Annotated in this window: 17 protein-coding genes; 6 read left to right on the top strand and 11 right to left on the bottom strand. The window is 72.7% G+C overall.

Going from position 1 to position 22,058, the window contains the following annotated elements:
- Positions 1–141: 141 nt before the first annotated feature.
- The 3 genes from ACH47X_RS16460 to ACH47X_RS16450 all read right to left on the bottom strand — a co-directional run bounded on the left by ACH47X_RS16460 (position 142) and on the right by ACH47X_RS16450 (position 4,102).
- A complete protein-coding gene (locus ACH47X_RS16460) occupies positions 142–1,560 on the bottom strand; it encodes a hypothetical protein (RefSeq protein ID WP_397405651.1) in 1,419 nt (472 codons plus the stop codon).
- 249 nt (positions 1,561–1,809) lie between these two features.
- Positions 1,810–2,484, bottom strand: a complete 675-nt coding sequence (locus ACH47X_RS16455; protein ID WP_169736439.1) for a hypothetical protein — start codon at positions 2,482–2,484, stop codon at positions 1,810–1,812.
- A 127-nt stretch (positions 2,485–2,611) separates the two neighbouring features.
- Complete coding sequence (locus tag ACH47X_RS16450; protein ID WP_397405650.1) at positions 2,612–4,102, bottom strand: helix-turn-helix domain-containing protein; 1,491 nt, start codon at positions 4,100–4,102, stop codon at positions 2,612–2,614.
- A 187-nt stretch (positions 4,103–4,289) separates the two neighbouring features.
- Here ACH47X_RS16450 and ACH47X_RS16445 point away from each other — a divergent pair, with 187 nt between their 5' ends.
- Positions 4,290–6,212: a phosphoenolpyruvate carboxykinase (GTP) gene (locus ACH47X_RS16445; protein WP_397405649.1), complete on the top strand. Its 1,923-nt coding sequence runs from the start codon at positions 4,290–4,292 to the stop codon at positions 6,210–6,212.
- Positions 6,213–6,367: 155 nt separating this feature from the next.
- On the opposite strand, the gene trpS is transcribed toward ACH47X_RS16445, so the two are convergent.
- A complete protein-coding gene (gene trpS, locus ACH47X_RS16440) occupies positions 6,368–7,525 on the bottom strand; it encodes a tryptophan--tRNA ligase (protein ID WP_397405648.1) in 1,158 nt (385 codons plus the stop codon).
- Positions 7,526–7,808: 283 nt separating this feature from the next.
- Here trpS and ACH47X_RS16435 point away from each other — a divergent pair, with 283 nt between their 5' ends.
- Both ACH47X_RS16435 and ACH47X_RS16430 read left to right on the top strand, forming a co-directional pair.
- Positions 7,809–8,780, top strand: coding sequence for a zinc-binding dehydrogenase (locus ACH47X_RS16435; RefSeq protein ID WP_397405647.1), 972 nt, complete (start codon positions 7,809–7,811; stop codon positions 8,778–8,780).
- A gap of 118 nt (positions 8,781–8,898) precedes the next feature.
- Positions 8,899–9,378: a tRNA (cytidine(34)-2'-O)-methyltransferase gene (locus tag ACH47X_RS16430; RefSeq protein WP_397405655.1), complete on the top strand. Its 480-nt coding sequence runs from the start codon at positions 8,899–8,901 to the stop codon at positions 9,376–9,378.
- A 7-nt stretch (positions 9,379–9,385) separates the two neighbouring features.
- Here ACH47X_RS16430 and ACH47X_RS16425 read toward each other — a convergent pair whose 3' ends face one another.
- The 3 genes from ACH47X_RS16425 to ACH47X_RS16415 form a co-directional block, all read right to left on the bottom strand.
- Complete coding sequence (locus ACH47X_RS16425) at positions 9,386–10,138, bottom strand: hypothetical protein (protein WP_397405646.1); 753 nt, start codon at positions 10,136–10,138, stop codon at positions 9,386–9,388.
- A 50-nt stretch (positions 10,139–10,188) separates the two neighbouring features.
- Positions 10,189–10,857: a ThuA domain-containing protein gene (locus tag ACH47X_RS16420; protein ID WP_397405645.1), complete on the bottom strand. Its 669-nt coding sequence runs from the start codon at positions 10,855–10,857 to the stop codon at positions 10,189–10,191.
- A gap of 101 nt (positions 10,858–10,958) precedes the next feature.
- Positions 10,959–11,459 carry a nitroreductase family deazaflavin-dependent oxidoreductase gene (locus ACH47X_RS16415; protein ID WP_397405644.1) on the bottom strand — a complete coding sequence of 167 codons (501 nt, stop codon included), beginning with the start codon at positions 11,457–11,459 and terminating at the stop codon, positions 10,959–10,961.
- Between the two features lie 106 nt (positions 11,460–11,565).
- Between ACH47X_RS16415 and ACH47X_RS16410 the strand changes: the two genes are divergently transcribed.
- Entirely contained in the window at positions 11,566–12,354 is a 789-nt protein-coding gene (locus ACH47X_RS16410; RefSeq protein WP_397405643.1) for a TetR/AcrR family transcriptional regulator, read from the top strand.
- Here ACH47X_RS16410 and ACH47X_RS16405 read toward each other — a convergent pair.
- On the bottom strand, positions 12,302–13,540 hold the full coding sequence (locus ACH47X_RS16405) for an NAD(P)/FAD-dependent oxidoreductase (protein WP_397405642.1): 1,239 nt from the start codon (positions 13,538–13,540) through the stop codon (positions 12,302–12,304). The two genes, ACH47X_RS16410 and ACH47X_RS16405, sit on opposite strands and share 53 nt — an antisense overlap.
- Before the next feature lie 159 nt (positions 13,541–13,699).
- Positions 13,700–14,755 carry an aldo/keto reductase gene (locus ACH47X_RS16400; protein WP_397405641.1) on the bottom strand — a complete coding sequence of 352 codons (1,056 nt, stop codon included), beginning with the start codon at positions 14,753–14,755 and terminating at the stop codon, positions 13,700–13,702.
- A gap of 63 nt (positions 14,756–14,818) precedes the next feature.
- Between ACH47X_RS16400 and ACH47X_RS16395 the strand changes: the two genes are divergently transcribed.
- Positions 14,819–16,981, top strand: coding sequence for a hypothetical protein (locus tag ACH47X_RS16395; RefSeq protein ID WP_397405640.1), 2,163 nt, complete (start codon positions 14,819–14,821; stop codon positions 16,979–16,981).
- 180 nt (positions 16,982–17,161) lie between these two features.
- Here ACH47X_RS16395 and ACH47X_RS16390 read toward each other — a convergent pair whose 3' ends face one another.
- The gene (locus ACH47X_RS16390) at positions 17,162–18,100 is read right to left on the bottom strand and encodes a glycoside hydrolase family 19 protein (RefSeq protein ID WP_397405639.1); all 939 of its coding nucleotides are present in this window, start codon (positions 18,098–18,100) and stop codon (positions 17,162–17,164) included.
- Between the two features lie 280 nt (positions 18,101–18,380).
- Positions 18,381–19,427, bottom strand: a complete 1,047-nt coding sequence (locus tag ACH47X_RS16385; protein WP_397405638.1) for a LacI family DNA-binding transcriptional regulator — start codon at positions 19,425–19,427, stop codon at positions 18,381–18,383.
- A 308-nt stretch (positions 19,428–19,735) separates the two neighbouring features.
- Between ACH47X_RS16385 and ACH47X_RS16380 the strand changes: the two genes are divergently transcribed.
- Positions 19,736–22,039, top strand: coding sequence for a discoidin domain-containing protein (locus ACH47X_RS16380; protein WP_397405637.1), 2,304 nt, complete (start codon positions 19,736–19,738; stop codon positions 22,037–22,039).
- Positions 22,040–22,058: the final 19 nt, after the last annotated feature.

Below are 22,058 nucleotides of genomic sequence, written 5' to 3'. Positions count from 1 at the left end.
ACAACTCCACTCCACTACCGGAGGCCTTCCTCAGCCCCTAACCCTGACCGCGTGTCGCACCAATCCAGGAACAACCTCCCTGGACATCACACCTAGGCCTCGAACGGAATGTGCGCCCGCGGACCAGGAGCGGCCGGGCCGTCAGTACGTGTAGGTGTTCAGCGTCCGCACCGCCGCGGCCGGGTCGCCGACGTCGTAGCGGTCCACCGCCACGAAGGTCGGCTTCTTGCGGGCCGCCGGCTGGCAGAACCGCTGGGCTCGGTCGAGCAGCCGCTCGTTGTCCGTCCGCGCCGTCACCTCGACCGGCACGTCCCGGAAGTGGTTCATCACGAACAGCGGCCGGAACCCGGACCCGGGGCTCGTGAGCGGGATGTTCGTGCCGGCGTCGTACCAGCGGCTGTAGCACGACCAGTCCGAGTCGCCGATGCCCGGCCCCATGGACCAGTAGTTCTCGACGGTCCACTCGCGCTGGTACATGACGCCGAAGCTCTCCCGGGTCAGCCCCGCGGCCTCGTCGGCGGTCCGGCTGTGGTCGCTGAGGATCAGCAGGCGGTCGTCGTCCGCGACCAGCCGGGACATGGTGGGCCAGCCGTCCTCGCGGACACCGGTCAGGTCCGGGCGGTAGAGCACGTCCGCCAGCCCGTCGACGCGGTCGAGCTCGGCGCGCAGCACGTCCGGCTCCACGTAGTCCTCCAGGAACACCGTGACGAACTGGTCGGGGTTCGCCCGCAGGAAGTCGACCATCCGCTGGAGGTCCACCCAGAGCGCGACCGGGCTGCTCACCAGGGTGCAGCTGTTGTGGCACAGGATCGCGCCGTCACCGGTCTGGTGGATGTCGAGCTGGAACCCGCGGACGCCGTCGGCGAGCTGCTGCTCGATCCCGCGCGTCTGGTTGGGCGCGAGGTTGATGAACGGCGGCGCGAAGCCGCCGTCCACCCCGTTCGCGTACGCGTTGTGCGCGGTCAGGAACGTCATCTGGTCCAGCGTGCGCTGGTCGGCCGGCGGCAGCGGGCCGGCGACCGGGCCGACGGGCGTCAGGTACCACTGCGCGAGCGACCCGGCGCCGCCCACCGCGAGCGGGGCCGGGTAGTTCTCGCCGCCGGGCTTGGGGCTCACGGTGAGGTGGTCACCGGTACCGGGAGCGCGGAGCAGGTACCGGTCCCCGCCCGCGTCGAGCACCTCCCAGGCGGCGTCGGCCTGGTCGCAACCGACCGTCCGCGCCTGCCCGCCGGAACGGCCCAGGCACGTCCCGGCCGCGTCGGTGCTCTCCAGCACGTGGGCCGACCCGGCAGCCCGCAGGCTCCACTGCTGCCGGTCCTCGTCACCCTGGGGCCGGTGCTGCTCCACGGCACCCCCGGCGTCGGACGCGTTGAGCCCGGTCGTGACGCTCTGCACGTAGTAGGTGCCGGACGGCGGCGCGGCCTCGACCGCCGTGCCGGACGGGATGACGACAGCCGGCATGACGGCGGCCGGGGCGGTGGGCACCGCCGCCGCCGTCGGTACACCGAGAGCGCCGGCGGCCAGCGCCGCGACGACGAGCAGGGGGCGGGAGGTTCTCATGGTGGGACCGTCCTCGGGGATCGCCGGGAGCCGCCGGCCGGACGCGCGGGGCCGGGTGAAATCACACCAGCCGCGGGCACCCCCTGTCATCAGTGGTTCCCCCAAGGAACCGCCGCCGACAGAACCGCCGGCTCAGCGCCCGCCCCCGCGCTCAACCACGTCCCCCTCGAGGCCCAAGTTTCTTCGCTTTGCGGTGCCGCAAAGCGAAGAAACCTAGGCCTCAAAGGGAAGAGCAGCCCGCGGAGAGCCTCAGCGCAGGGACGGCAGCGACGCCACCACGTACCCGTCCACCTCGACGACGTCGCCGGGGCTCAGCTCCGGCTGTCCCGTCGGGAGGCAGAGGGTCACCTGGAAGCCGTCGGTCTGCACACGGGCAGCGGTGAACCCCTGACCGGTGCGCGAGACCGTGCGCTGCTCGATCGCCAGCACGACACCGGTCAGGTGCGCGACGGCGTCGGTCGAGGCCGCGTACGCGCCGGTGGGCTCGAAGACCAGGCCGGACACGGCGGCGTCGGCCTGGCCGATGACCTGGACGGAGTTGCCGAGCACGACGATGGACGCCGGGCCGGTGATCGGGGTCTCCGCGTTGCCGAGCAGGGCGAGCTCCTCGAGCTGGCAGGCGATCTCGGTGATGACCTCGTCGTGCTGGTTCACGAGCTCGGCGAGCACCAGGCCGCCGTCGACCGCCTGCGGCTCGGAGATGATGGCGCCGGGCGCGGCGTAGAAGGTGGGCGTGACCACGCGCACCAGGTCGCCCTCGGTGGTGATGATCAGGCGGGCACCGGACACGTCGGTCCAGATGTGCACCCCGACCTCACCGTCCTTGGCGATCGTCTCGGCCTCCGCGCGTGCCGAGGCCACCAGGTCGCGAAATTCGCTACGTCGCCAGACGTCCAGTCCGATGCAAGCCAGGTTCGATGCCACGGTCGCCTACGCTAACCCGGCTGCGCGGGGAACGACGCGACGGAAAGTCATACGAGTGCGCCCCACCCGGGACGTGTCAGACATACAGGTCACCCGGGGGTTCCGTGCGTCCGACACGACACCGTGGTCAGTCGGGGGCATGCTTGTCCAGGAAGGCGTACACCTCGGCGTCGTCCACGCCGGGGAACGCGCCGCGCGGCAGGGCCGCGAGGATCTGCTGGTGCATGCGCCCGGACGGCCAGGCCTCGCCCGACCAGCGGTCGGTGAGCTCCGGCGAGGGCCGCTGGCAGCAGGCAGGGTCGGGGCAGGTCGAGACGCGCCGCACCTGGGTATCCCGCCCGCGGAACCACTTGGCGTGCGCGTACGGCACCCCGACCGTGATCGAGAACGCGCCCGAGCCGCCGTCGGGCCCGCCGGTGGGCGAGGTGGAACCCGTCTGCGTGGAGCACCAGAAGGTGCCGGCCGGGGTGTCGGTGTACTGGTAGAACTCCGTGGCCCGGTCGCGGCGCTCGAACGCCTCGCGAGCCGCCCAGCGTCGACAGATGAGCTGCCCCTCGATCGCGCCCGTGACGTCCTGCGGGAACGGCAGGCCGTCGTTCGCGTAGCCGCGGAACAGCGCGCCGTCGGCCCCCACGCGCAGGAAGTGCAGCGGGATGCCGAGGTGGTGCGTCGCGAGGTTGGTCAGCCGCATGGCGGCCGCCTCGTGCGTGATACCGAAGGCGTCGCGGAAGTCCTCGACGGCCAGGTCGCGCTCCCGCTTGCGAGCCTCCAGGAACGGCACCGCCACGAACTGCGGCACCAGGCACGCGGCGGCGAAGTACGTGATCTCGACGCGCTGCCGCAGGAACTCGCCGTAGGAGCGCGGCCGGTCGTGCTCCAGCACGCGGTGCGCCAGTGCCTGCAGCGCGAGCGACCGCAGGCCGTGCCCGCCCGGGGTCGACGCCGGGGGCAGGTAGATGCGCCCGTTGCGCAGGTCGGTCACCGACCGGGCGGACCGGGGCAGGTCGCCCACGTGCAGCAGCGTGAAGCCCATCTGCTCCGCCATCCGTGCCACGGTGCGGTGGGTCAGCGCGCCGCCCGTGTAGCCGGCCGCCTTGACCATCTGCTCCGCGACGGCCTCGAACTGCGGGTAGTGGTTGTCGCGGGCCTCCCGCTCCAGGCGCAGCTCGGTGTTGGCCCGCCTGGCCTCCTCGGGCGTGGCGATCGCCATCTGCTCGCGCCGGGCCAGCTCGTCGTGCAGACCCACGAGCTGTTCGAGCACCGGCATGGGCAGCTTCTGGCTGGGCTTGACCACCGGCACGCCGAGAGTGGTGAACAGCGGGGCGCGCTGCGCCCGGTCCAGCGCGATCTCCAGCGCAGCCCGGCGCGACGGCGGCTCGGAGCTCAGCAGCTCGCTCATCGGCACGCCGAGCGCCTCGGCGATCGAGCGCAGCAGGCCGAGCCGCGGTTCGCGGCGGCCGTTCTCCACGAGGGAGAGCAGGCTCGGCGCCGAGCCGACCTTCTCCCCGAGCGCGTCCAGCGTGAGCCCCTGCGCGGTGCGCAGGTGCCGGATCCGCCGGCCGAGCGTGATCAGGTCCGTCTCGCCGCCCGACGACGTCGGCTCGCCTCCGGCAGGCATGTCGCCCTCCGCTCGTGGTCGCTTCACCCGGTCGCTGCCCGGGACGGGCCAGCAGGAACCCGCTCCTTCACACTACGTGAAGATCGGCGATTCTTGACAGCTCGCAGACTGGAATTCGGGGCGATCCGCACGTGAAGGTGGAAACAAGCCCGCCACCGTGGCCCGCAGTCTGACGATCGGAGCGCACATGTCCGTCCTCGCGAACCCCCGCCGAACCCGGCTCGTCGCCGAGCTCGTGGCCGACGTGACCATCGGCCAGGACTCCACCACGGCAGACACCTCGGCGTCCACGGCCGCGAACGGCATCCCGCCCGCCGGAGACCTGGACGTGCGCGACTGGGTCGCGAGCGTCGCCGAGCTCACCCAGCCCGCCGAGATCGTCTGGTGCGACGGCTCCGCCGACGAGAAGCAGCGCCTCATCGACCAGATGCTCGACGCCGGCACCCTCGTCGCGCTCAACCAGGAGAAGCGGCCGGGCTCGTACCTGGCGCGCTCCAACCCGGCCGACGTCGCCCGCGTCGAGTCGCGCACGTTCATCTGCTCGCAGGACGAGGAGGACGCCGGTCCCACCAACAACTGGGTGGCCCCGGCGGACATGCGCGCCGAGCTGAAGGACGTGTTCGCCGGCTCCATGAAGGGACGCACCATGTACGTGGTGCCGTTCTCGATGGGCCCGGTGGGCGGCCCCATCTCGCAGGTGGGCATCGAGATCACCGACTCGCCGTACGTCGTCGTCTCCATGCACGTCATGACCCGGGTCTCGGACGAGATCCTGCGGCTCATCGACGGCGGCCGGCAGTGGGTCCCCGCCGTGCACTCGGTGGGCGCGCCCCTGGCCGAGGGCGAGGCGGACGTCGCCTGGCCGTGCAACGAGACCAAGTACATCGTGCACTTCCCGGAGTCCCGCGAGATCTGGTCGTACGGCTCGGGCTACGGCGGCAACGCCCTGCTCGGCAAGAAGTGCTTCGCGCTGCGCATCGCCTCGGCGATGGCGCGCGACGAGGGCTGGCTCGCCGAGCACATGCTGCTGATCCGCATCACCTCGCCCGAGCAGCGCCAGTACCACCTGGCCGCTGCCTTCCCGAGCGCGTGCGGCAAGACGAACCTCGCGATGCTGCAGCCCACGATCCCGGGCTGGAAGGTCGAGACCCTCGGCGACGACATCGTGTGGATGCGCCCCGGCCCCGACGGCACGCTGCGCGCCATCAACCCCGAGGCGGGCTTCTTCGGCGTCGCGCCGGGCACCGGCGTCGACACCAACCCGACCGCCGTGGCCACGTTCGACCGCGACACCATCTTCACCAACGTGGCCCTGACCGACGACGGCGACGTCTGGTGGGAGGGGCTGACGGCCGAGCCCCCGGCGCACCTGACCGACTGGCAGGGCAACGACTGGACGCCCGACTCCGACACCCCGGCGGCGCACCCGAACTCCCGGTTCACCGTGTCCGCCGCCCAGTGCCCCACCATCGCGGACACCTGGGAGGACCCGGCGGGAGTGCCGGTCGACGCGATCGTGTTCGGCGGCCGCCGCGCCAGCAACGTGCCGCTCGTGGCCGAGTCGTTCGGCTGGGAGCACGGCGTGTTCATGGGCGCCACGATCTCCTCGGAGCGCACCGCCGCCGCCGAGGGCGCCCTCGGCGAGCTGCGCCGCGACCCCTTCGCGATGCTCCCGTTCTGCGGCTACAACATGGCCGACCACTGGGCGCACTGGCTGGAGGTCGGCGCCGGCATCGAGGAGTCGAAGCGCCCGCGGATCTTCCAGGTCAACTGGTTCCGCAAGGGCGAGGACGGCCGCTTCCTGTGGCCCGGGTTCGGCGAGAACTCGCGCGTGGTCGAGTGGATCGTGGGCCAGGTCGAGGCCGGACGCGGTCTGCGCGAGGACACCTCTGTGGCCACCCCGGTGGGCAGCATCCCCGCGCCCGGCACGCTGAACCTGGACGGGATCGACGTGCCCGACGCCGACCTGGCGGCACTCTTCGACGTGCCGACCGAGCCGTGGCAGGCCGAGGCCGAGCTGACCGAGGAGTTCTTCGACCGGTTCGGCGACCACACCCCGCCCGAGCTGCGCGCCCAGCTGGACGCCCTGCGGGAGCGTCTGGCCCGATGATCTCGGCCGGCTGACGGCGCGACATCCACGGGTGGCTACCCGTCGCGCCGTCGGCCGTCCGGACAGGTTTCCCCGGCCGGGTTATTGAGGCATCCCGGCCGGGGATCTTCTTCGTCCACAGGCTTGTGGACCGAGTCCGAGCGGGCTCCGCCCGGTCAGTAGCGCATGCCCATCAGCCCGCGGACGTCGTCCAGGGTGCGGTTCGCGATCTCGTTCGCCCGCGCGTTGCCCCGGGCGAGCACCTCGTCGAGGTACCGCGGGCCGGCGGAGGCGAGCTCCCGCCGTCGGGCACGGAGAGGGCGCAGGCCCTCCACGACCGCCTCGGTGACCAGCGCCTTGAGGCGCCCCGCGCCGGCCGCGCCGACCTCCTCGGCAAGTCCTTCCGGGGTGCTCCCGGTGAAGTACGCGCCGAGCTGGAGCAGGTTGGCGATCTCGGGTCGCCGTTCGGGCTCGTAGGTGATGGTGCGCTCGGCGTCGGTCTTCGCGCGCTTGACGAAGGCAGCCGTCTCGTCCTCCGTGGCCCGCAGCTCCAGCGCGTTGCCCCGCGACTTGGACATCCGGCGGCCGTCGCTGCCGAGCACGGTGGTCGACGGCGCGATCAGCGCGTCCGGCTCGGGAAAGTACGGCCGCGCGGCCGCGTACCGCTGGTTGAACCGCCGGGCCACGGTCCGGGTGATCTCCAGGTGCGGCAGCTGGTCCACGCCCACCGGCACGAGGTTGCCGTGGCAGAACAGGATGTCGGCGGCCTGGTGCACGGGATAGGTGAGCAGCAGGCCGGAGATGCCGCGCCGCTGACGCAGCACGGCTGCCTCTGCCTCGGCCTTCACCGTGGGGTTGCGCTCCAGCTCGTTCACCGTGACCAGCGAGAGGAACGGCAGCAGGAGCTGGTTCAGCGCGGGCACCGCCGAGTGCGTGAAGACGGTGCTCCGCTGAGGGTCCAGACCCGCCGCGAGGTAGTCGAGCAGCACCTCGCGGACGGTGGCGGGCAGGTCACCGGCGTCGTCCCGGTCGGTGATGACCTGGTAGTCGGCGACGATGAGGAACACCTCGACGCCGAGGTCCTGCAGGCGCACACGGTTCGCGACCGTGCCCAGCAGGTGCCCCAGGTGCAGGGCCCCGGTGGGCCGGTCGCCGGTCAGCACGCGGTAGTTCCCCGGATCGCGGGCGATCAGGCCCTCGAGCTCGGCGGTGCGCTCACGCGCCGCGGCGGCGGAGCGGGTGGTGGTGCGCTTCTCACGGGCAGCTTCGAGGTCGAGAAGGGTGCCGGGAGCGGACGACGTCGGGGCCGACTCGGGCGACATCGTGACGGACATGGTGGGTCTCCTTGGTCAGGGAGCCGCCCACGCACGACGTCGGGCACAGAAAAGTCCCGGGCTGCGGTGGGCAGCTCGGGACTTCTGTGCGGGTGGGCGCGTCAGGTCACGGCTGCGGGTGCAGCCGCCACCAGTTGAGCCCGTGCGTCATGGGGCCAGGGTAGGCGGGCGCGCGGGAGCTATCAAGGGGGCGAATGAGGGCCTTGCCCTCAACTTTGGTTGAGGTTCTAGCGTGGCGACCGAGGCCGGCCGCAGAGGCCGGCCCGGGACGAAGGAGGGTCAGATGCGGGCGATCGAGGTACACGAGTTCGGCGGTCCCGAGGTGCTGGTCGCCCGGGAGGTCCCGGACCCGGTGGCGGAGCCGGGCCAGGTGGTGGTGCGGCTCGTCGCGGCCGACGTCATCTTTCTCGACACGCTCCTGCGCGGCGGGTGGGGCGGCGAGATCTTCCCGCTGCGGCTGCCCTACGTGCCCGGGACGGGCGGCGCGGGGCAGGTCGAGTCCGTCGGGAGCGGGGTGGACCCCACCTGGGTCGGGCGGTCCGTCGTCGTGCACGGACCGGGGTACGCCGAGCGGGTGGTCGGCGACGTCGGGGACGTCGTCCCCGTGCCGGACGGCCTGGACCCGATCCAGGCCGCGGCTCTCATGACCGACGGCGTGACGGCGCTGCGGCTGACCCGGCACGCCCCCGCTGGTGCCGACGGGGCACCCTGGGTCCTGGTGGCCGCTGCGGCAGGCGGCGCCGGGTCGCTGGCCGTGCAGATCCTCCGCGACGCCGGGGCGCGGGTCGTCGCGGCAGCCCGCGGCGAGGCCAAGCTGGCCCTGGCCCGGGAACTGGGCGCGGAGGTCGCGGTCGACTACTCGGCGCCCGGCTGGACGGCCCGGGTACGCGCGGCGACCGGCGGGCCGGGTGTCGCGCTGGCCCTGGACGGCGCGGGTGGCGCGCTCGGGGCGGAGATCTTCGAGACGGTGGCCGACGGCGGCCGGTTCGTCACCTACGGCACCTCCAGCGGCCGGTTCACCGAGATCGACCCGCGGGTCGCCGAGCAGCGCCGGATCGAGGTGATCAACGAGCTGGCCGGCGGCCCGCCCGCACCGGAGCTCGTCCGGTCCCTGCTGGAGCAGGTACTGAAGCTGGCGGCCGGGGGCCGGATCCGCCCCGCCATCGGCGCGACGTTCCCCCTGGCCGACGCCGCTGCCGCCCACGTCTCGCTCGCCGAGCGCGCGACGGTGGGCAAGTCCCTGCTGCTGATCTGACCGGACCGCCGGTGGCCGGGTCCGGCCTGGCCCCGGCGGCCGGTTCGCGTCACGGCGGGACGACGCCGCGCCGTCCGGCAGCGAGAATGGACCCGTGCCGCAGCAGCCTGACGCCCCCATGCCCGAGAGCTCCCTCGCTCACATCGTGTACTACGAGCCGCGCATTCCCGGGAACACCGGGTCCGCGATCCGGCTCGCCGCCGTGACCGGGGCCCGTCTGCACCTCGTGGAACCGCTGGGCTTCGACCTGTCGGAGGCCAAGCTGAAGCGCGCCGGCCTCGACTACCACGACCTTGCCGTGATGGACGTGCACCCGTCGCTCGATGCGGCCCTCGACGCGCTGCCTGAGGCCCGGGTGTTCGCGTTCACGACCCGCGCGACCACCCGGTTCACCGACGTCGAGTACCGGCCGGGCGACGTGCTGCTGTTCGGCCCCGAGCCCACGGGCCTGCCGCCGGAGGCACTCAAGCACCCCCGCGTCACCGATGAGCTGCGGATCCCGATGCTGCCCGGTCGGCGGTCGCTCAACCTGACGAACGCGGCGTCGATCGCGGTCTACGAGGTGTGGCGCCAGGCGGGGTTCGCCGAGGGGGCGTGAGCTCGGGCTATGGCCGCACCACCAGCACCCGCCCCGGGGCCAGCTCGTACCGACCGGGCACGACGCCGGGGCTCGCCGGCCCCGCCTGCGCGACGACCGTGACGGGCGGCTCGGCCACCACGCGGTCCGCCGTCGGGAACCACGTGCGGCCCACGCTGACCAGGATGAGCATGCCGTCGATGTGACCGGCCGGGCTGAACGTCGCCGACCCGTCCGGGTAGCGGCCGATGCCGGCCTCGGCGAGCCGGTCGGCGGCGACGACGACGTCGGGCACCGCGATGCCCACCTCGCTCACGGACAGGAGGTCGCCCGGTCCGAACGGATCCGACGGGTCTGGCTGGGTGCCGGGCACGGGCGGGCTCGAGGCCTTCGCCCCCGCACCGCGTCCGGCACCCAGGTCTCGGGGAAGATCACGGCGCGCGATGACCTCCAGGACGGAGCGGTCCGGTCCCGGGAAGTACAGCGACCGCGCGTTCCAGGCGTCCTGCGCCTCGAACTCGGTGCGGTCGCCGTCGCTCAGCAGGCCGGGTCCCGCCGTCAGGAACGCGCGGGCGGCGTCGAACCGCGCGTCGTCGACGAGGAAGGCGTAGTGCTGGTCGCCCTCGGCGTCGGCGTCCTCGCGGAAGCGCAGGGCCGTGCGGCCGACGGTGATCTCGACCGCGCCGATCTCCTTGCTCACCGGCAGGCCGAGCACCGTCTCGTGGTACGCGGCGGTATCGGCGATCGAGCGGGTCACCGTGTCGATGCTGATGATCTCCATGCACCCCAGCCAACAACCTCAACAACGGTTGAGGTCAAGGGGGCGTCGTCCTACGACAGCAGCCAGCCCGCGGACCGGCGCAGGAGCTCCTGGTGCCCCTCGGAGGCGAAGGAGCGGACGTCGTGCCCCAGCGCCGAGTAGACGCTGCGTCCACCGTGCGCCTCGTTGACCCACAGGACCGGGTGCGGCGTGCCGTCGTCGTCCAGGGTGGTGCCGAGCACGCGCGTCTCCGGCGCGACGCTCAGGTGGCAGTACCGCTCGTCGAAGGCCTCGACCACGCGCAGGTCGTCGGTGACCGGGTGGCCCTGGACGAGCTCGAACCGAGCGTCGCCGATCGGCGGGTGCATCGACTCGCCGGGGATCCAGCGGCCGCCCAGCACCGCCGCCCAGTCGGGCGCGTCGTAGAAGGTGTTCGCGGCCTGGTGCAGGCCGAGCACCGCGCCGCCGGCCCGGGCCCAGGCGGACAGCCGGTCGTGCGCGGCGAGCCAGTCGTCGTCGGACCCGTCGAAGTCGGCGTCCCGGCGGCCCGAGCCGCCGTTGACCACGAGCAGGTCCACGGAGTCGAGGTCGTCGAGCGCGTCGCGGAACAGGCCGCGCACCTCGACGTCGCCCCGGTCGCCGAGGATCCCCGCGACCACGTGCGACGTCGCCGCGTGGTCGTGCCAGGGGTCCTCGTAGCGCCCGCGGCCGGAAAGGACAAGGATGCGGCGTTGCGTCATGCGCCCGATCCTGCCATCCGGGCCGTGGGCGCCGAACGTAGGGTCCATCGCCCGAACAGGGCCTATGCCCCGAGCATCCCTACATTCGGCGGCCTACGGCGCTACGAGGGGGGCAGGCCGCCCGGGACCACCGAGGGCTCCAGCACGAGGTAGTCGGTGACGCGGAAGAGCCGCGCGACCAGGCGGTCGCCGCCCGACAGGTGCGGCAGCGCCTCCGCCTGGTCCACGACCCGCGGCGCCACCCGGTGCGTGCGCCCATGGGTGACCAGCTCCGCGGAGCCTGCCGCCCGGATGTTCCGCACCCAGTCGGCGTCGGCCCCGTAGGGGAGGAAGACGAGAAAGCCGCCACCCGCCGGGGAGGCCCCGACGGGGGTCGAGTACTGCTTGCCCGACCTGCGCCCCACGTGCCGGATCACCGCGTAACCCGAGCCCGCCTCCCCCGCGTGCCGCATCGCCCGCCGGTTGGTGAACCGCCGGTTGAACCGGCGCACCATGGCGAGCCCTCGCGGGCTCTTGTAGCGCATGACCAGCACGATCGTGAGCGCCGAGGTCAGCGCGAGCAGCACGAGCCCGAGGAGCGCCCAGAGCAGCCAGACCCACATGGCACACCGCCTTCCTGTTCCAGCCTTACAACGTAAGGCTTACGCTGTAAGGTAGAACCGGGACGCCGGTCCGTCAAGGGTGAGACCGACGTAGGATCGCGAGACCATGACTTCCCCGCAGAGAGCAGCACCCGCGCCGCGGAGCACGCTGACCCGCGCCCGGGTGCTCGAGTCGGCGGTCGCCCTGGCGGACCGGGACGGGCTCGGCACGCTGACCATGCGCAGCCTGGCCCGTGAGCTCGGCATCGAGGCCATGTCGCTCTACCACCACGTCACCAGCAAGGAGAACCTGCTGGACGGCGTGGTCGACCTCGTCGCGGCGGAGATCGAGGACGCCGTCGCCGAGCTGCAACCGCCCGCGGACGACGCACCGCCGTCCGCCTGGAAGCCGGCGGTGCGCCGGCAGATCCTCACGGCGCGTTCGGTGCTCCTCCGCCACCCCTGGGCGTCGCAGGCCCTCCAGACCCGGACGTCCTTCAGCCTGCACGTCGTGCGGTACTTCGACTCGCTCGTCGGGCTGATGCGCCGGGGCGGCCTCTCGTACGACCTGATCCACCACGCGATGCACGCCCTGGGCAGCCGAGCGCTCGGCTTCTCCCAGGAGCTCTTCGAGCCCGACGGCGCAGTGGCGGGCTTCGCCGCCGGCGGCCGCCCCGCGGAGGGCGCCGACGACGCCACCGTCGCGATGCTGGAGCAGGTGGCCGACCAGGTGCCGCACATGATCGAGATGCTGGCGGAGGTCGGCCACGAGGGGCCGGGGTCCACCCTCGGCTGGTGCGACGACCAGACCGAGTTCGAGTTCGGCCTCGACCTGATCCTCGACGGGCTGGAGCGGCTGCGGGTCAGCGCAGCGGGTCGAACGCCCGGATCTCCTCCGGCGTCTCCCCCGTCGTGATCTGCGTCGCCAGCGCGCGGCCCGTGGCCGGGCCCAGCACCATGCCCCACATGCCGTGGCCGCCGGCCACGTAGACGCCGCGCGCCGCCGTCCGGCCCACGAGCGGCAGCCCGTCCGGCGTCACCGGCCTGGAGCCCACCCACTCGTCCACGCGGGAGTCCAGGTCGACGCCGTCGAACAGTCCCCGGACCGAGTTCACGATGGCCCGGACGCGGCGCGGCTGGAACGGCTCGTCCGGCCCGCGGAACTCCATGGTCCCGGCGATCCGCAGCCGCCCCTGGTACGGGGTGCAGGCCACGCGGCGGGCCGGGAAGTACACCGGGTGGTCGATCGGCGGCCCCGAGACGGGCACGCTGAACGAGTACCCGCGCCCGGCCTGCACCCGTGTGCGGACCCCGAGTCGCCGCGTCAGGTCCGGGAGCCACGCGCCCGTGGCGACCACGACGGCGTCGGACCGCAGCGAGTCGTGGCCCGCGACGTGCACCTCGGAACCGCCGTCGGGCAGCGGCCGGACCTCCGTGACCCGCGCGTCCGTGAGCACCTTCGCGCCCCGCGCGCTGACCGACGTCGCCAGCGCCTGCACGTACGGGCCGGGCTCGATGTACCGCTGCCCGTCCAGGGTCCAGATCTCCTTGACGGCCCGGGAGAGGTGCGGCACACGCACGCCGTCGGGCAGCCGGGACAGCCGGACGTCCTGGCCGGCCCGGGCCACGCCCCGCAGCTCGTGCACGAACGGGCGTGACTGGTGCTCCCGCTCGAACCCGACCACCCACGGGCTCGCGTACGACGTCGCGTGCACGCCCCCGGCCTCGAGCTCGTCGTACGCGTCGAGCGCCACGCGGTCGATCGGCGTGAGGGCCGCCATCGCGTGCTGCCACGCGGACGGCGTCGCGTGCGTCATGAACCGCGCGAGGAAGCCCCAGAGCGCCCGGTCGAAGCGGAACGGCACGCTGAGGGCGGCGTCGGGGTCGAGCATCGCCTTCGGGCCGTACGCCCAGAGCGACGGGTCGGCCAGCGGCATCGCCATGCCCGGCGTGAGCCAGCCGGCGTTTCCCCAGGAGGAGCCGGCGGCGACACCGTGCCGGTCGAGAACCGTCACCTCGACGCCGCGTTCCTGCAGGTGCCAGGCGGTGGCCAGGCCGACCATGCCGGCACCGACGACGATCACGGACTTCGTTTCGGACACGCTGGTGCTCCTTCTCGCGAGTGCAGTACCTCCCAGTACCCCTCCCCGTCGAGCGGCGACCCCCTCATGGTCCGCCGGCCGAGTCGATTCGGCGCGACGGCCTCGTGAAGTGCGGTGGAACTCAGGGTGTGGGGACGCTGACGAGACGGGCCCGGCCGCTCAGCCCAGCGGACGGGCCAGGGGCTCGATCGCCGCGATCTCGTCGGCGGACAGGGGGCCCGCCGTGAGCGCAGCGACGTTGTCCTCGAGCTGCGCCACCGACGACGCGCCGATCAGGGCCGACGTCACGCGCTCGTCGCGCAGCACCCAGGCGAGCGCAAGCTGCGCGAGCGTCTGGCCGCGGCCGGCGGCGATGTCGTCGAGCGCCTTGGCGCGGCCCAGGTAGTCCTCGGTGAGGGCCCGGTCCGAGAGGAACGGCGAGTCGGAGCGTGCGGCCCGCGACCCCTCCGGGGCCGCGCCGCCGAGGTACTTGCTGGTCAGCAGGCCCTGCTGCAGCGGGGAGAACACGATGGTCCCGACGCCGAGCTCGCCGACGACGTCGAGCAGCGACTCGCGCTGCACGCCGTCGTACCCGTCCTCGTGCGCCGGGTCCTCGATGTGCCGGTTGAACATCGAGTAGGACGGCTGGTGGATCAGCAGCGGCACGCCCAGCTCGCCGAGGATGCGCGCGGCGTCGCGCGTGCGCGCGGGCGAGTAGTTGGAGACGCCGACGTACAGCGCCTTGCCCTGCCGGACCGCGGAGGCCAGCGCGCCCATGGTCTCCTCGAGCGGCGTCGAGGGGTCGGGGCGGTGGTGGTAGAAGACGTCGACGTAGTCGACGCCCATCCGGGTCAGCGACTGGTCGAGGCTGGCCAGCAGGTACTTGCGCGAGCCGTGGTCTCCGTAGGGGCCGGGCCACATGTCGTAGCCGGCCTTGGTCGAGAGGATCAGCTCGTCGCGGTACGGCTTGAGGTCGGCGGCGAGGTGCCGGCCGAAGTTCGCCTCGGCCGCGCCGTAGGACGGGCCGTAGTTGTTCGCCAGGTCGAAGTGCGTGACGCCCAGGTCGAGCGCGCGACGCAGGATGGCGCGCTGCGTGTCGAACGGGCTGGTGTCGCCGAAGTTGTGCCAGAGCCCCAGGGACAGCGCGGGCAGGTCGAGGCCCGAGCGGCCGGTGCGGCGGTACTGCATGGTGTCGTAACGGTCCTCTGCTGCGAGGTACCGGGGTGCGAGAGGCATGCGGCCATCGTGGCACGGGAAACCTGTCCCTCCGGACCACGGTTCCGTGCCACGATGCGCGTCATGTCTCAGGAGATCTTCGATCTGGTCGTCCGCCGGACGTGGCGCGTCCCCCGCACCGAGGACTCGGCCGGGGACGCCGCCTCGGTCGCCCGGCGGTTCGACGCCGTGCTGCTCACCTCGGGTTTCAAGGCGTCCGGCCGCCTGCTGGGCTATCTGGGCGGGCTGGCCCCGCAGGACGCGCGGCTGGTCGCGGTGCGGGCGCTCGCCGTGGTCCAGGAGACGCTCGGTGCGCACGTGGAGCACAACGCGTACTTCAAGGACTTCCCCGAGAGCGTGCCGGACACCGACGGCTTCTGGGTCTCGGCACTGGAGGACGCGCTGCGCGGCACGCCGCAGGAGGGGCAGGCTGCAGAACTCCTGACACGCGGGCCTGTCGACCTGCTCGGCCTGCCGACCTACGGCCGCTACCAGCACACCTACGAGGAGATGGCCGCGGCGCACGACGCGTTCCTGCCCGCACTCGGAGACCGGCGCACGGTGCTCGACGTCGGCGGCACGCTCGACGAGGAGGCTCACCAGCTCTACCTGCACCTCGCGGGCAGCACGACACCGCTGTCCGACGCCGACCTGGCCGACCTCGGGCGGCTCGCGGGCCACTGCGCGGCCATGGCACAGCCCGAGTCGGTCCCCCTGCGGTCGGCGCGCGCGATCGTCAACGCCACGCACGTCCTGTACGGGCGGGAGCCCGAGGTCGACACCGTGACCGACGTCCTGCGACTCGCCTGTGCGCTGTCCGGCGGGGACGTGACGCTGGAGACGGCCACGCGGTTCCGGTCGCTGCCCCGGCCGGTCCGGCGGGTGCTGCTCGTTGCGCTCGACGGCGTGGTCGCCGCCTCGCCCGCGAAGCTCGGCGACGTCGCGGCGCACCGGGAGGCGTGGAAGCGGCTCGGCGAGCGGCTGCACCCGCACGAGCACCGGGGCCTGCCGTCGGCCGCCCGCGCGTTCGCCGTCGCCCGCGGCGACGAGGCCGCGCCGTCGCTCGCTGCCCGGGTCGAGCGCTCGCTCGCGACCGGTGCGCGGGACGACGCCCTGCGCCTGCTCGCGGCGTCGCCCGGCACGCTCGTGCGGCGGGCCGACCATCTGCTGCGGTCGGCGGCCGACGACGTCGAGGCCGCCGCCGTCCTCGACGCGGTGAAGCGGGCGCTGCCGTCCGTTTCCGGCCGGGTGGTGCTCGGACTGCGCGAGCACCTGGAGAACCGGCGGCGTACGGACGGCGACCGGCGCGTCTTCGTCAACCGGCAGGGCGGCGCGTGGGCCGTGCCCGACGAGCGCGGGCCGGTCCCGGCCGCCGCGCTGACCGCCCTCGCCGAGGCCTGCGACGCCGAGGTGCTCCGCCGGGTCCCGCGGCAGGGCGAGCTGGTGGTCGAGCCCGACTTCCTGGACGTGGCCCTGCCGCTGTCGGCGCGGGCCAGGCCCGGCGGGGCGGGGGTCCTGCCGCGCGGGTCGCGTACGCGCGTGACCGGCGAGCTGCTCCGGTTCTTCGTGCACTGGCGGCAGCGGAGCACGGACACGGACCTCGATCTCTCGTGCCTGCTGCTGGACCGCGACTTCGCCGACGCCGAGCACGTCTCGTGGACGCGGCTGCGCGGCGGGGGCTTCGTGCACTCCGGCGACCTCACCGAGGCCCCGGACGGCGCCACCGAGTTCGTGGACGTCAGGCTGTCCGGGATCCGGCGGGACGTCGTCGTTCCCGAGGTGCACGTCTACTCCGGCGAGGGGTTCGACCAGGTAGCCGAGGGGTTCTTCGGGTTCATGACCCGCGACGTCGCGCAGGCCGGGCTGCCGTTCGAGCCGGCGACGGTGCGGATGCGGTCCGACCTGGCCGGGTCCGGCCGGGTCACCGTGCCGCTGGCGTTCCTGCGTGGCGACGACGGCTGGGAGGCGCTCTGGTTGCACCTGAACCTGCGCGGCAGGTCGAGCTTCAACACCGTCGAGGGGCACCGCGTGACCACGACGACCCTGGTGCGCGACATCGCGGCGCGGCGCTACCTCACGGTGCGTCACCTGGTGGATTTGCTCCGGGCCGACGGCGTGAAGGTGCACCACTCGGTTCCGCAGGATGCGGGGCCGGTGACCTATCTCGGGTTCGGCGCCCCGGAGGACCTGCCGGAGGGCTCCCGCGTCGTGACGCCGCAGAACCTGCTCGACCTCGTGCCCGCCTGACGTCTAGGGTGTCGCCGGGCGAGGCCATGCGGTGGCTTCCTTCTCATACCTCGGATGAACCTAGTCGCCGCGCTCTCCTCGCCCGCTCTCTTCATCGACCACAGCGGTTGCTGCCAGGACGGACGCGCTCCTGGCAGCAACCGCTGTGGTCGACGCCCGGGCGGAGGCCCGGGGTGCGCGTCAGCAGTAGAGGTTGCCGCCCGGGTCGACGCCGAGCGCACTCGTGAAGCGCAGGTAGGTGTCCACGCGGCTCTGGACCTGTGCCGGGTTGCCGCCGTTGCACTCGATCGATCCGTTGATGCTGCGGATCGTCTCGCCGAACCCGGCGCCGTTGACGATCGCGTTGTGCGGCGTCATGGTGCCCGGGCCGTTCTGGGTGTTCCAGTACCAGAGGCCGGTCTTCCACGCGATCGCCGAGTTGGTCGAGACCAGGCTCGGGTTGTTCAGCAGGTCGATGCCGAGCGCGTCGCCGGCGGCCTTGTAGTTGAAGTTCCAGCTGAGCTGGACCGGCCCACGGCCGTAGTACTGGTCGTTGCCGGCCGGGCAGCCGTACGGCTGGGACGTGTCGCAGTAGTGCGGGTAGTTGGCCGTGTTCTGCTCGACGATGTGGACGAGCCCGCCGGTCTCGTGCGAGACGTTGGCCAGGAACGCCGCGGCCTCCCGCTTCTGCACGGTCTCGCTGCCGCTGTTGGCGAACCCGGGGTACGCGCTGAGCGCGTCGACGAGCCCGGCGTAGGTGTAGAACGAGTTCCGGTTGGGGAAGAACGAGTTGAACTGGGCCTGGCTGACCGGGAAGTCCTCGGAGCCCGGCGGGTCGACCGGCGGCTCGCCGCCGTCGCAGGTCCCGGTGCGCTCCCAGACACCCCACTCACCGGTGGTGCCGGGCGTCTCGCCCTGCGTCCACCACTTGGCGCGCCACGAGGCGCCGGCGTGGGTCACCAAACTGCCGCCCACGTAGACGGCGCTGCTGCTCCACGCGGCGGCGCTGCAGCTGGCGACCGCGGCGGGCGCGGCGGTATCGGCGGCGGGCGCTGCCGAGCCGGGGACTGCGGCGACCCCGGTCGTCAGGAGTGCGGCGACAAGGGTTGCGACAAAGAGCGGTACGCGACGAGCTCTCACGGGAAACCACCTCGCTTCGGGTCCTGGGCCGGCGTCGATACACCGGCCGATTTGTTCAGGAACCTAGCAAGATGCTCCCAGCCTGGTCGTGAGGGATTCCCACACGGGTACCCGTACGCGCGGGGCACCCACGCACGAGCTGCGAGCCCAGCGTGACTTCGGTCGGTTGCTTTGAGACCGGTCCAACGTTCGACCGGTCTCAAAGCAACCGACCGAAGTCCGCACCCCAGGCCGACAGAGGTGCGCCAGCCAGCCAGATGCCACCAGCCGGCCGCCCCCCTCACGCCGAGTCGCGGACCACCAGGACCGGCTCGAAGATCGCCGAGCGCACCGCCGGCTCGTCGGCGTCGATCTGCTCCAGCAACATCCGCGCCATCTCCTCCGCCATCTTCTCCACGGGCTGGCGCACCGTCGTCAGCCGGGGCCGGGCCTGCACCGCCACCGGGCTGTCGTCGAAGCCGACGATCGCGACGTCGTCGGGCACGCGCCGGCCCTGGGACTGGAGCACGTGGATCGCGCCCTGGGCCATGAGGTCGTTCGACACGAAGACGCCGTCCAGGTCCGGTACGGCGGCGAGCAGCTCCGCCATCGCGGACTCCCCGCTCTCGAACGTGAACGACCCCGCGACGCTCGGGACGAACGCGTGCCCGCGCCGCGCCGCGGCGTCCCGGAAGCCCTCGAGCCGGTCCCGCGCGGACGGGACGTCGAGCGGCCCGGAGATGACGCCGAGCGTGCGGCAGCCACGGTCGAGGAGGTGGTTGGCGGCCAGCCGGGCGCCGTCGGCGTTGGCGAGGTCCACGTAGCTCGCCGGGATCGCGTGCCCCGGCCGGGCGAAGAGCACGATGGGGCGGCCGGTTCCGATGAGCTCCTCGGGGAGCGGGTCGTCGGCGTACGTGGAGACCAGCAGGGCGCCGTCCGCGTTCCCGAACCGCAGGTACGAGGTGACCTGGCTCCGGGTCTGCGCGTCGTCGGCGAACATGAGGACCGGGTGCACGTCGTGGGGCCGCAGTGTCCGCACCAGGGAGCCGACCACCCGGCCGAAGAACGGGTCGGAGAAGACACCGGACAGGTCGAGCTCGCCCTCCGGGTCGGCGTCCGCACCCGAGATGACGACGGCGACCGTACCCGTGCGGCGCGTGACCAGCGACCGCGCAGCCCGGTTCGGCACGTAGCCGGTCTCGGCGACGGCCTCCAGCACCACCTCCTGGACCGCGGGCGCCACCTTGCGCTTGCCGTTGATGACCCGGGACACGGTCGCGCGCGAGACGCCGGCGACCTTCGCCACGTCCTCCAGGGTCGGCGCCGCACGCCGCAGATCCTTGCTCACAGGCCGACGGTAACAGAGTAAGAGCGCTCTCCGACGGATGCGGCGCGGATGAGATCCGTGCGGCGCGACCGGGAACCGGGGTCGAGTCAAGTGCTATCCGTGGACTCAAATGATCAGAAATCAGCGTCAAAAGGCAGGAGAGACGCAGCGCCAGGACTCTTGACGATCCACCAAGAGCGGGTCAAGGATGATCCCGGTAAGAGCGCTCTCCCAACTCGCGGCGCACCGGAGCGACGCGAGCGCAGGCTCAACGACGAACCGCGCCCCGGCCCGTGCACCTGGCCGACGAGCGGACGGAGAGGAACACCATGACCACCACCGGATCACCCGGCGCCCGGACGCGACGGCTCAGGCGCGGGGCCCGCGTCGGGGCCGCCACCCTGGCGACCGGCCTGCTGGCCGCGGCGGCGCTCGTCGCACCCGCGGCCTCGGCACCCGCCGCACCCGCGGCCTCGGCACCGGCGCCCGCAGCCCCCGCTCCCGCCGCCGCACAGGCCGAGCCGGTCCTGCTGTCGCAGGGCCGCCCCGCCACCGCCTCCTCCGTGGAGAACCCCGACTACACGCCCGCGAGCGCCGCCGTCGACGGCGACCTCACCACGCGCTGGGCCAGCGAGTTCAGCGACCCGCAGTGGATCCGGGTCGACCTGGGGCGGTCCGCGGCCCTCGATCACGTGGAGCTGGTCTGGGAGTCCGCGTACTCCACGAAGTACCAGTTCCAGGTCTCGGCCGACGGAACGTCCTGGTCCACCGTGTACTCGACCACCTCGGGCGACGGCGGCACCGACGCCTTCGACGTCGACGGGACGGCGCGGTACGTGCGGCTGCTGTCGACCGCGCGCTCGGGCGGGTACGGCAACTCGCTGTGGGAGCTGCGCGTCTTCGGCGCGGCCGGCGGCAGCACCGACCCGGGCGACCCCGGGGACCCGGACTACGTGAACCCCGGCCACCCGGACGTCCCGGTGCGGGACTCGGGCGCGAGCACCGTCGAGGTGGTGGGCGGCGACGGCGCCTGGGACCTGGAGGTGGACGGGCAGCCGTACACGGTGCGCGGGTTCACGTGGGGCCCGGCGTTCAGCAAGGCCGACCACTACATGCCGACCCTCACCGCGATGGGCGCCAACACGATCCGCACCTGGGGCACCGGGGCGGACACCCGCCAGCTCCTCGACTCGGCCGCGGCGCACGACGTCCGCGTGGTGATGGGCTTCTGGCTCTTGCCCGGCGGCGGGCCGGGATCCGGCGGCTGCATCGACTACCGCACCGACGCGACCTACAAGGCGAACACCAAGGCCGACATCCTGAGCCAGGTCGCGGCCTACAAGGACCACCCGGGCGTGCTCATGTGGAACATCGGCAACGAGTCGCTGCTCGGCCTGCAGAACTGCTACTCGGGCGCCGAGCTGGAGGCGATCCGCGACGCGTACGCGGCCTTCGTCAACGAGGTCAGCGTCGCGGTGCACCAGGCCGACGCGAAGCACCCGACCACCAGCACCGACGCGTGGGTGGGCGCCTGGCCGTACCTCGAGCGCAACGCCCCGGACCTGGACCTGCTCTCGGTCAACGCGTACGGCGACCTGTGCAACGTGCCCGCGGCCTGGGAGGCCGGCGGCTACGACCGGCCGTACATCATCACGGAGGGCGGCGCGGCCGGCGAGTGGGAGGTGCCGGACGACGCGAACGGCGTGCCCGACGAGCCGACCGACCTGGAGAAGGAGCAGGCGTACGTGGACTCGTGGCGCTGCCTGCGGGAGCACGACGGCGTCGCGCTGGGCGCCACGTTCTTCCACTTCGGCATCGAGGGCGACTTCGGCGGCGTCTGGTTCAACGTGCTGCCGGGCGACAACAAGCGCCTCGGCTACTACTCGATCGCGCGGGCGTGGGGCGTGGACACCTCCGGCATGAACACCCCGCCGCGCATCACCGCGATGAACGTCCAGGGCGCGACGGCGGTGTCCGCGGGCCAGGAGTTCACCGTCGACGTCTCCATGAGCGATCCGGACGGCGACCCGATCGACGCCAACGTGATGCTGAACAGCAAGTACGTCAACGACGCGGGCGGCATCGCACAGGCCGACTTCGACCAGACCGCGCCCGGCACGTTCCGGGTCACGGCGCCCGAGATGCTCGGCGTCTGGAAGGTCTACGTGTTCGCCGAGGACGGCCACGGGAACGTGGGCGTGGAGACGAGGTCGTTCCGCGTCGTCGCGCCGCCGGTCGACGGGGCGAACATCGCGCACGGCAAGACCGCCACGGCCTCCAGCTTCGACCCGTGGAACGGCGACTGGACGCCCGGCCGCGCCGTCGACGGCGACGCCAGCACGCGGTGGGCGAGCGAGTGGGGCCCGACCGCCTGGTACCAGGTCGACCTCGGCTCGGTGCAGTCGTTCGACCACGTGCAGCTCGTCTGGGAGACCGCGTACGGCAAGTCCTACCAGGTGCAGACGTCGAACGACGGGAACACCTGGACCACGGTCCGCACGGTGACGGGCGGCAACGGCGGTGTCGACAGCCTGGACGTGGCCGGGACCGGCCGATACGTGCGGCTCAATCTCACCGAACGCGGCACGGAGTGGGGCTACTCGCTGTACGAGGTCGGCGTCTACCAGCAGTGATCAGGCAGTGAGGCAGCAA

It is taken from the genome of Promicromonospora kroppenstedtii, from assembly GCF_044389675.1.
In the GTDB taxonomy this organism is placed as follows: domain Bacteria; phylum Actinomycetota; class Actinomycetes; order Actinomycetales; family Cellulomonadaceae; genus Promicromonospora; species Promicromonospora kroppenstedtii.
The sequence above is the reverse complement of the archived record's forward strand: the minus strand, read 5'-3'. Positions and strand labels throughout refer to the sequence as shown.

Coding starts and splice junctions, on each gene's coding strand:
- ACH47X_RS16460 (WP_397405651.1), bottom strand. CDS start 1,560: ATGAGAACCTCCCGCCCCCTGCTCGTCGTCGCGGCGCTGGCCGCCGGC.
- ACH47X_RS16450 (WP_397405650.1), bottom strand. CDS start 4,102: ATGCCTGCCGGAGGCGAGCCGACGTCGTCGGGCGGCGAGACGGACCTG.
- ACH47X_RS16445 (WP_397405649.1), top strand. CDS start 4,290: ATGTCCGTCCTCGCGAACCCCCGCCGAACCCGGCTCGTCGCCGAGCTC.
- trpS (WP_397405648.1), bottom strand. CDS start 7,525: ATGTCCGTCACGATGTCGCCCGAGTCGGCCCCGACGTCGTCCGCTCCC.
- ACH47X_RS16435 (WP_397405647.1), top strand. CDS start 7,809: ATGCGGGCGATCGAGGTACACGAGTTCGGCGGTCCCGAGGTGCTGGTC.
- ACH47X_RS16430 (WP_397405655.1), top strand. CDS start 8,899: ATGCCCGAGAGCTCCCTCGCTCACATCGTGTACTACGAGCCGCGCATT.
- ACH47X_RS16425 (WP_397405646.1), bottom strand. CDS start 10,138: ATGGAGATCATCAGCATCGACACGGTGACCCGCTCGATCGCCGATACC.
- ACH47X_RS16420 (WP_397405645.1), bottom strand. CDS start 10,857: ATGACGCAACGCCGCATCCTTGTCCTTTCCGGCCGCGGGCGCTACGAG.
- ACH47X_RS16415 (WP_397405644.1), bottom strand. CDS start 11,459: ATGTGGGTCTGGCTGCTCTGGGCGCTCCTCGGGCTCGTGCTGCTCGCG.
- ACH47X_RS16410 (WP_397405643.1), top strand. CDS start 11,566: ATGACTTCCCCGCAGAGAGCAGCACCCGCGCCGCGGAGCACGCTGACC.
- ACH47X_RS16400 (WP_397405641.1), bottom strand. CDS start 14,755: ATGCCTCTCGCACCCCGGTACCTCGCAGCAGAGGACCGTTACGACACC.
- ACH47X_RS16395 (WP_397405640.1), top strand. CDS start 14,819: ATGTCTCAGGAGATCTTCGATCTGGTCGTCCGCCGGACGTGGCGCGTC.
- ACH47X_RS16380 (WP_397405637.1), top strand. CDS start 19,736: ATGACCACCACCGGATCACCCGGCGCCCGGACGCGACGGCTCAGGCGC.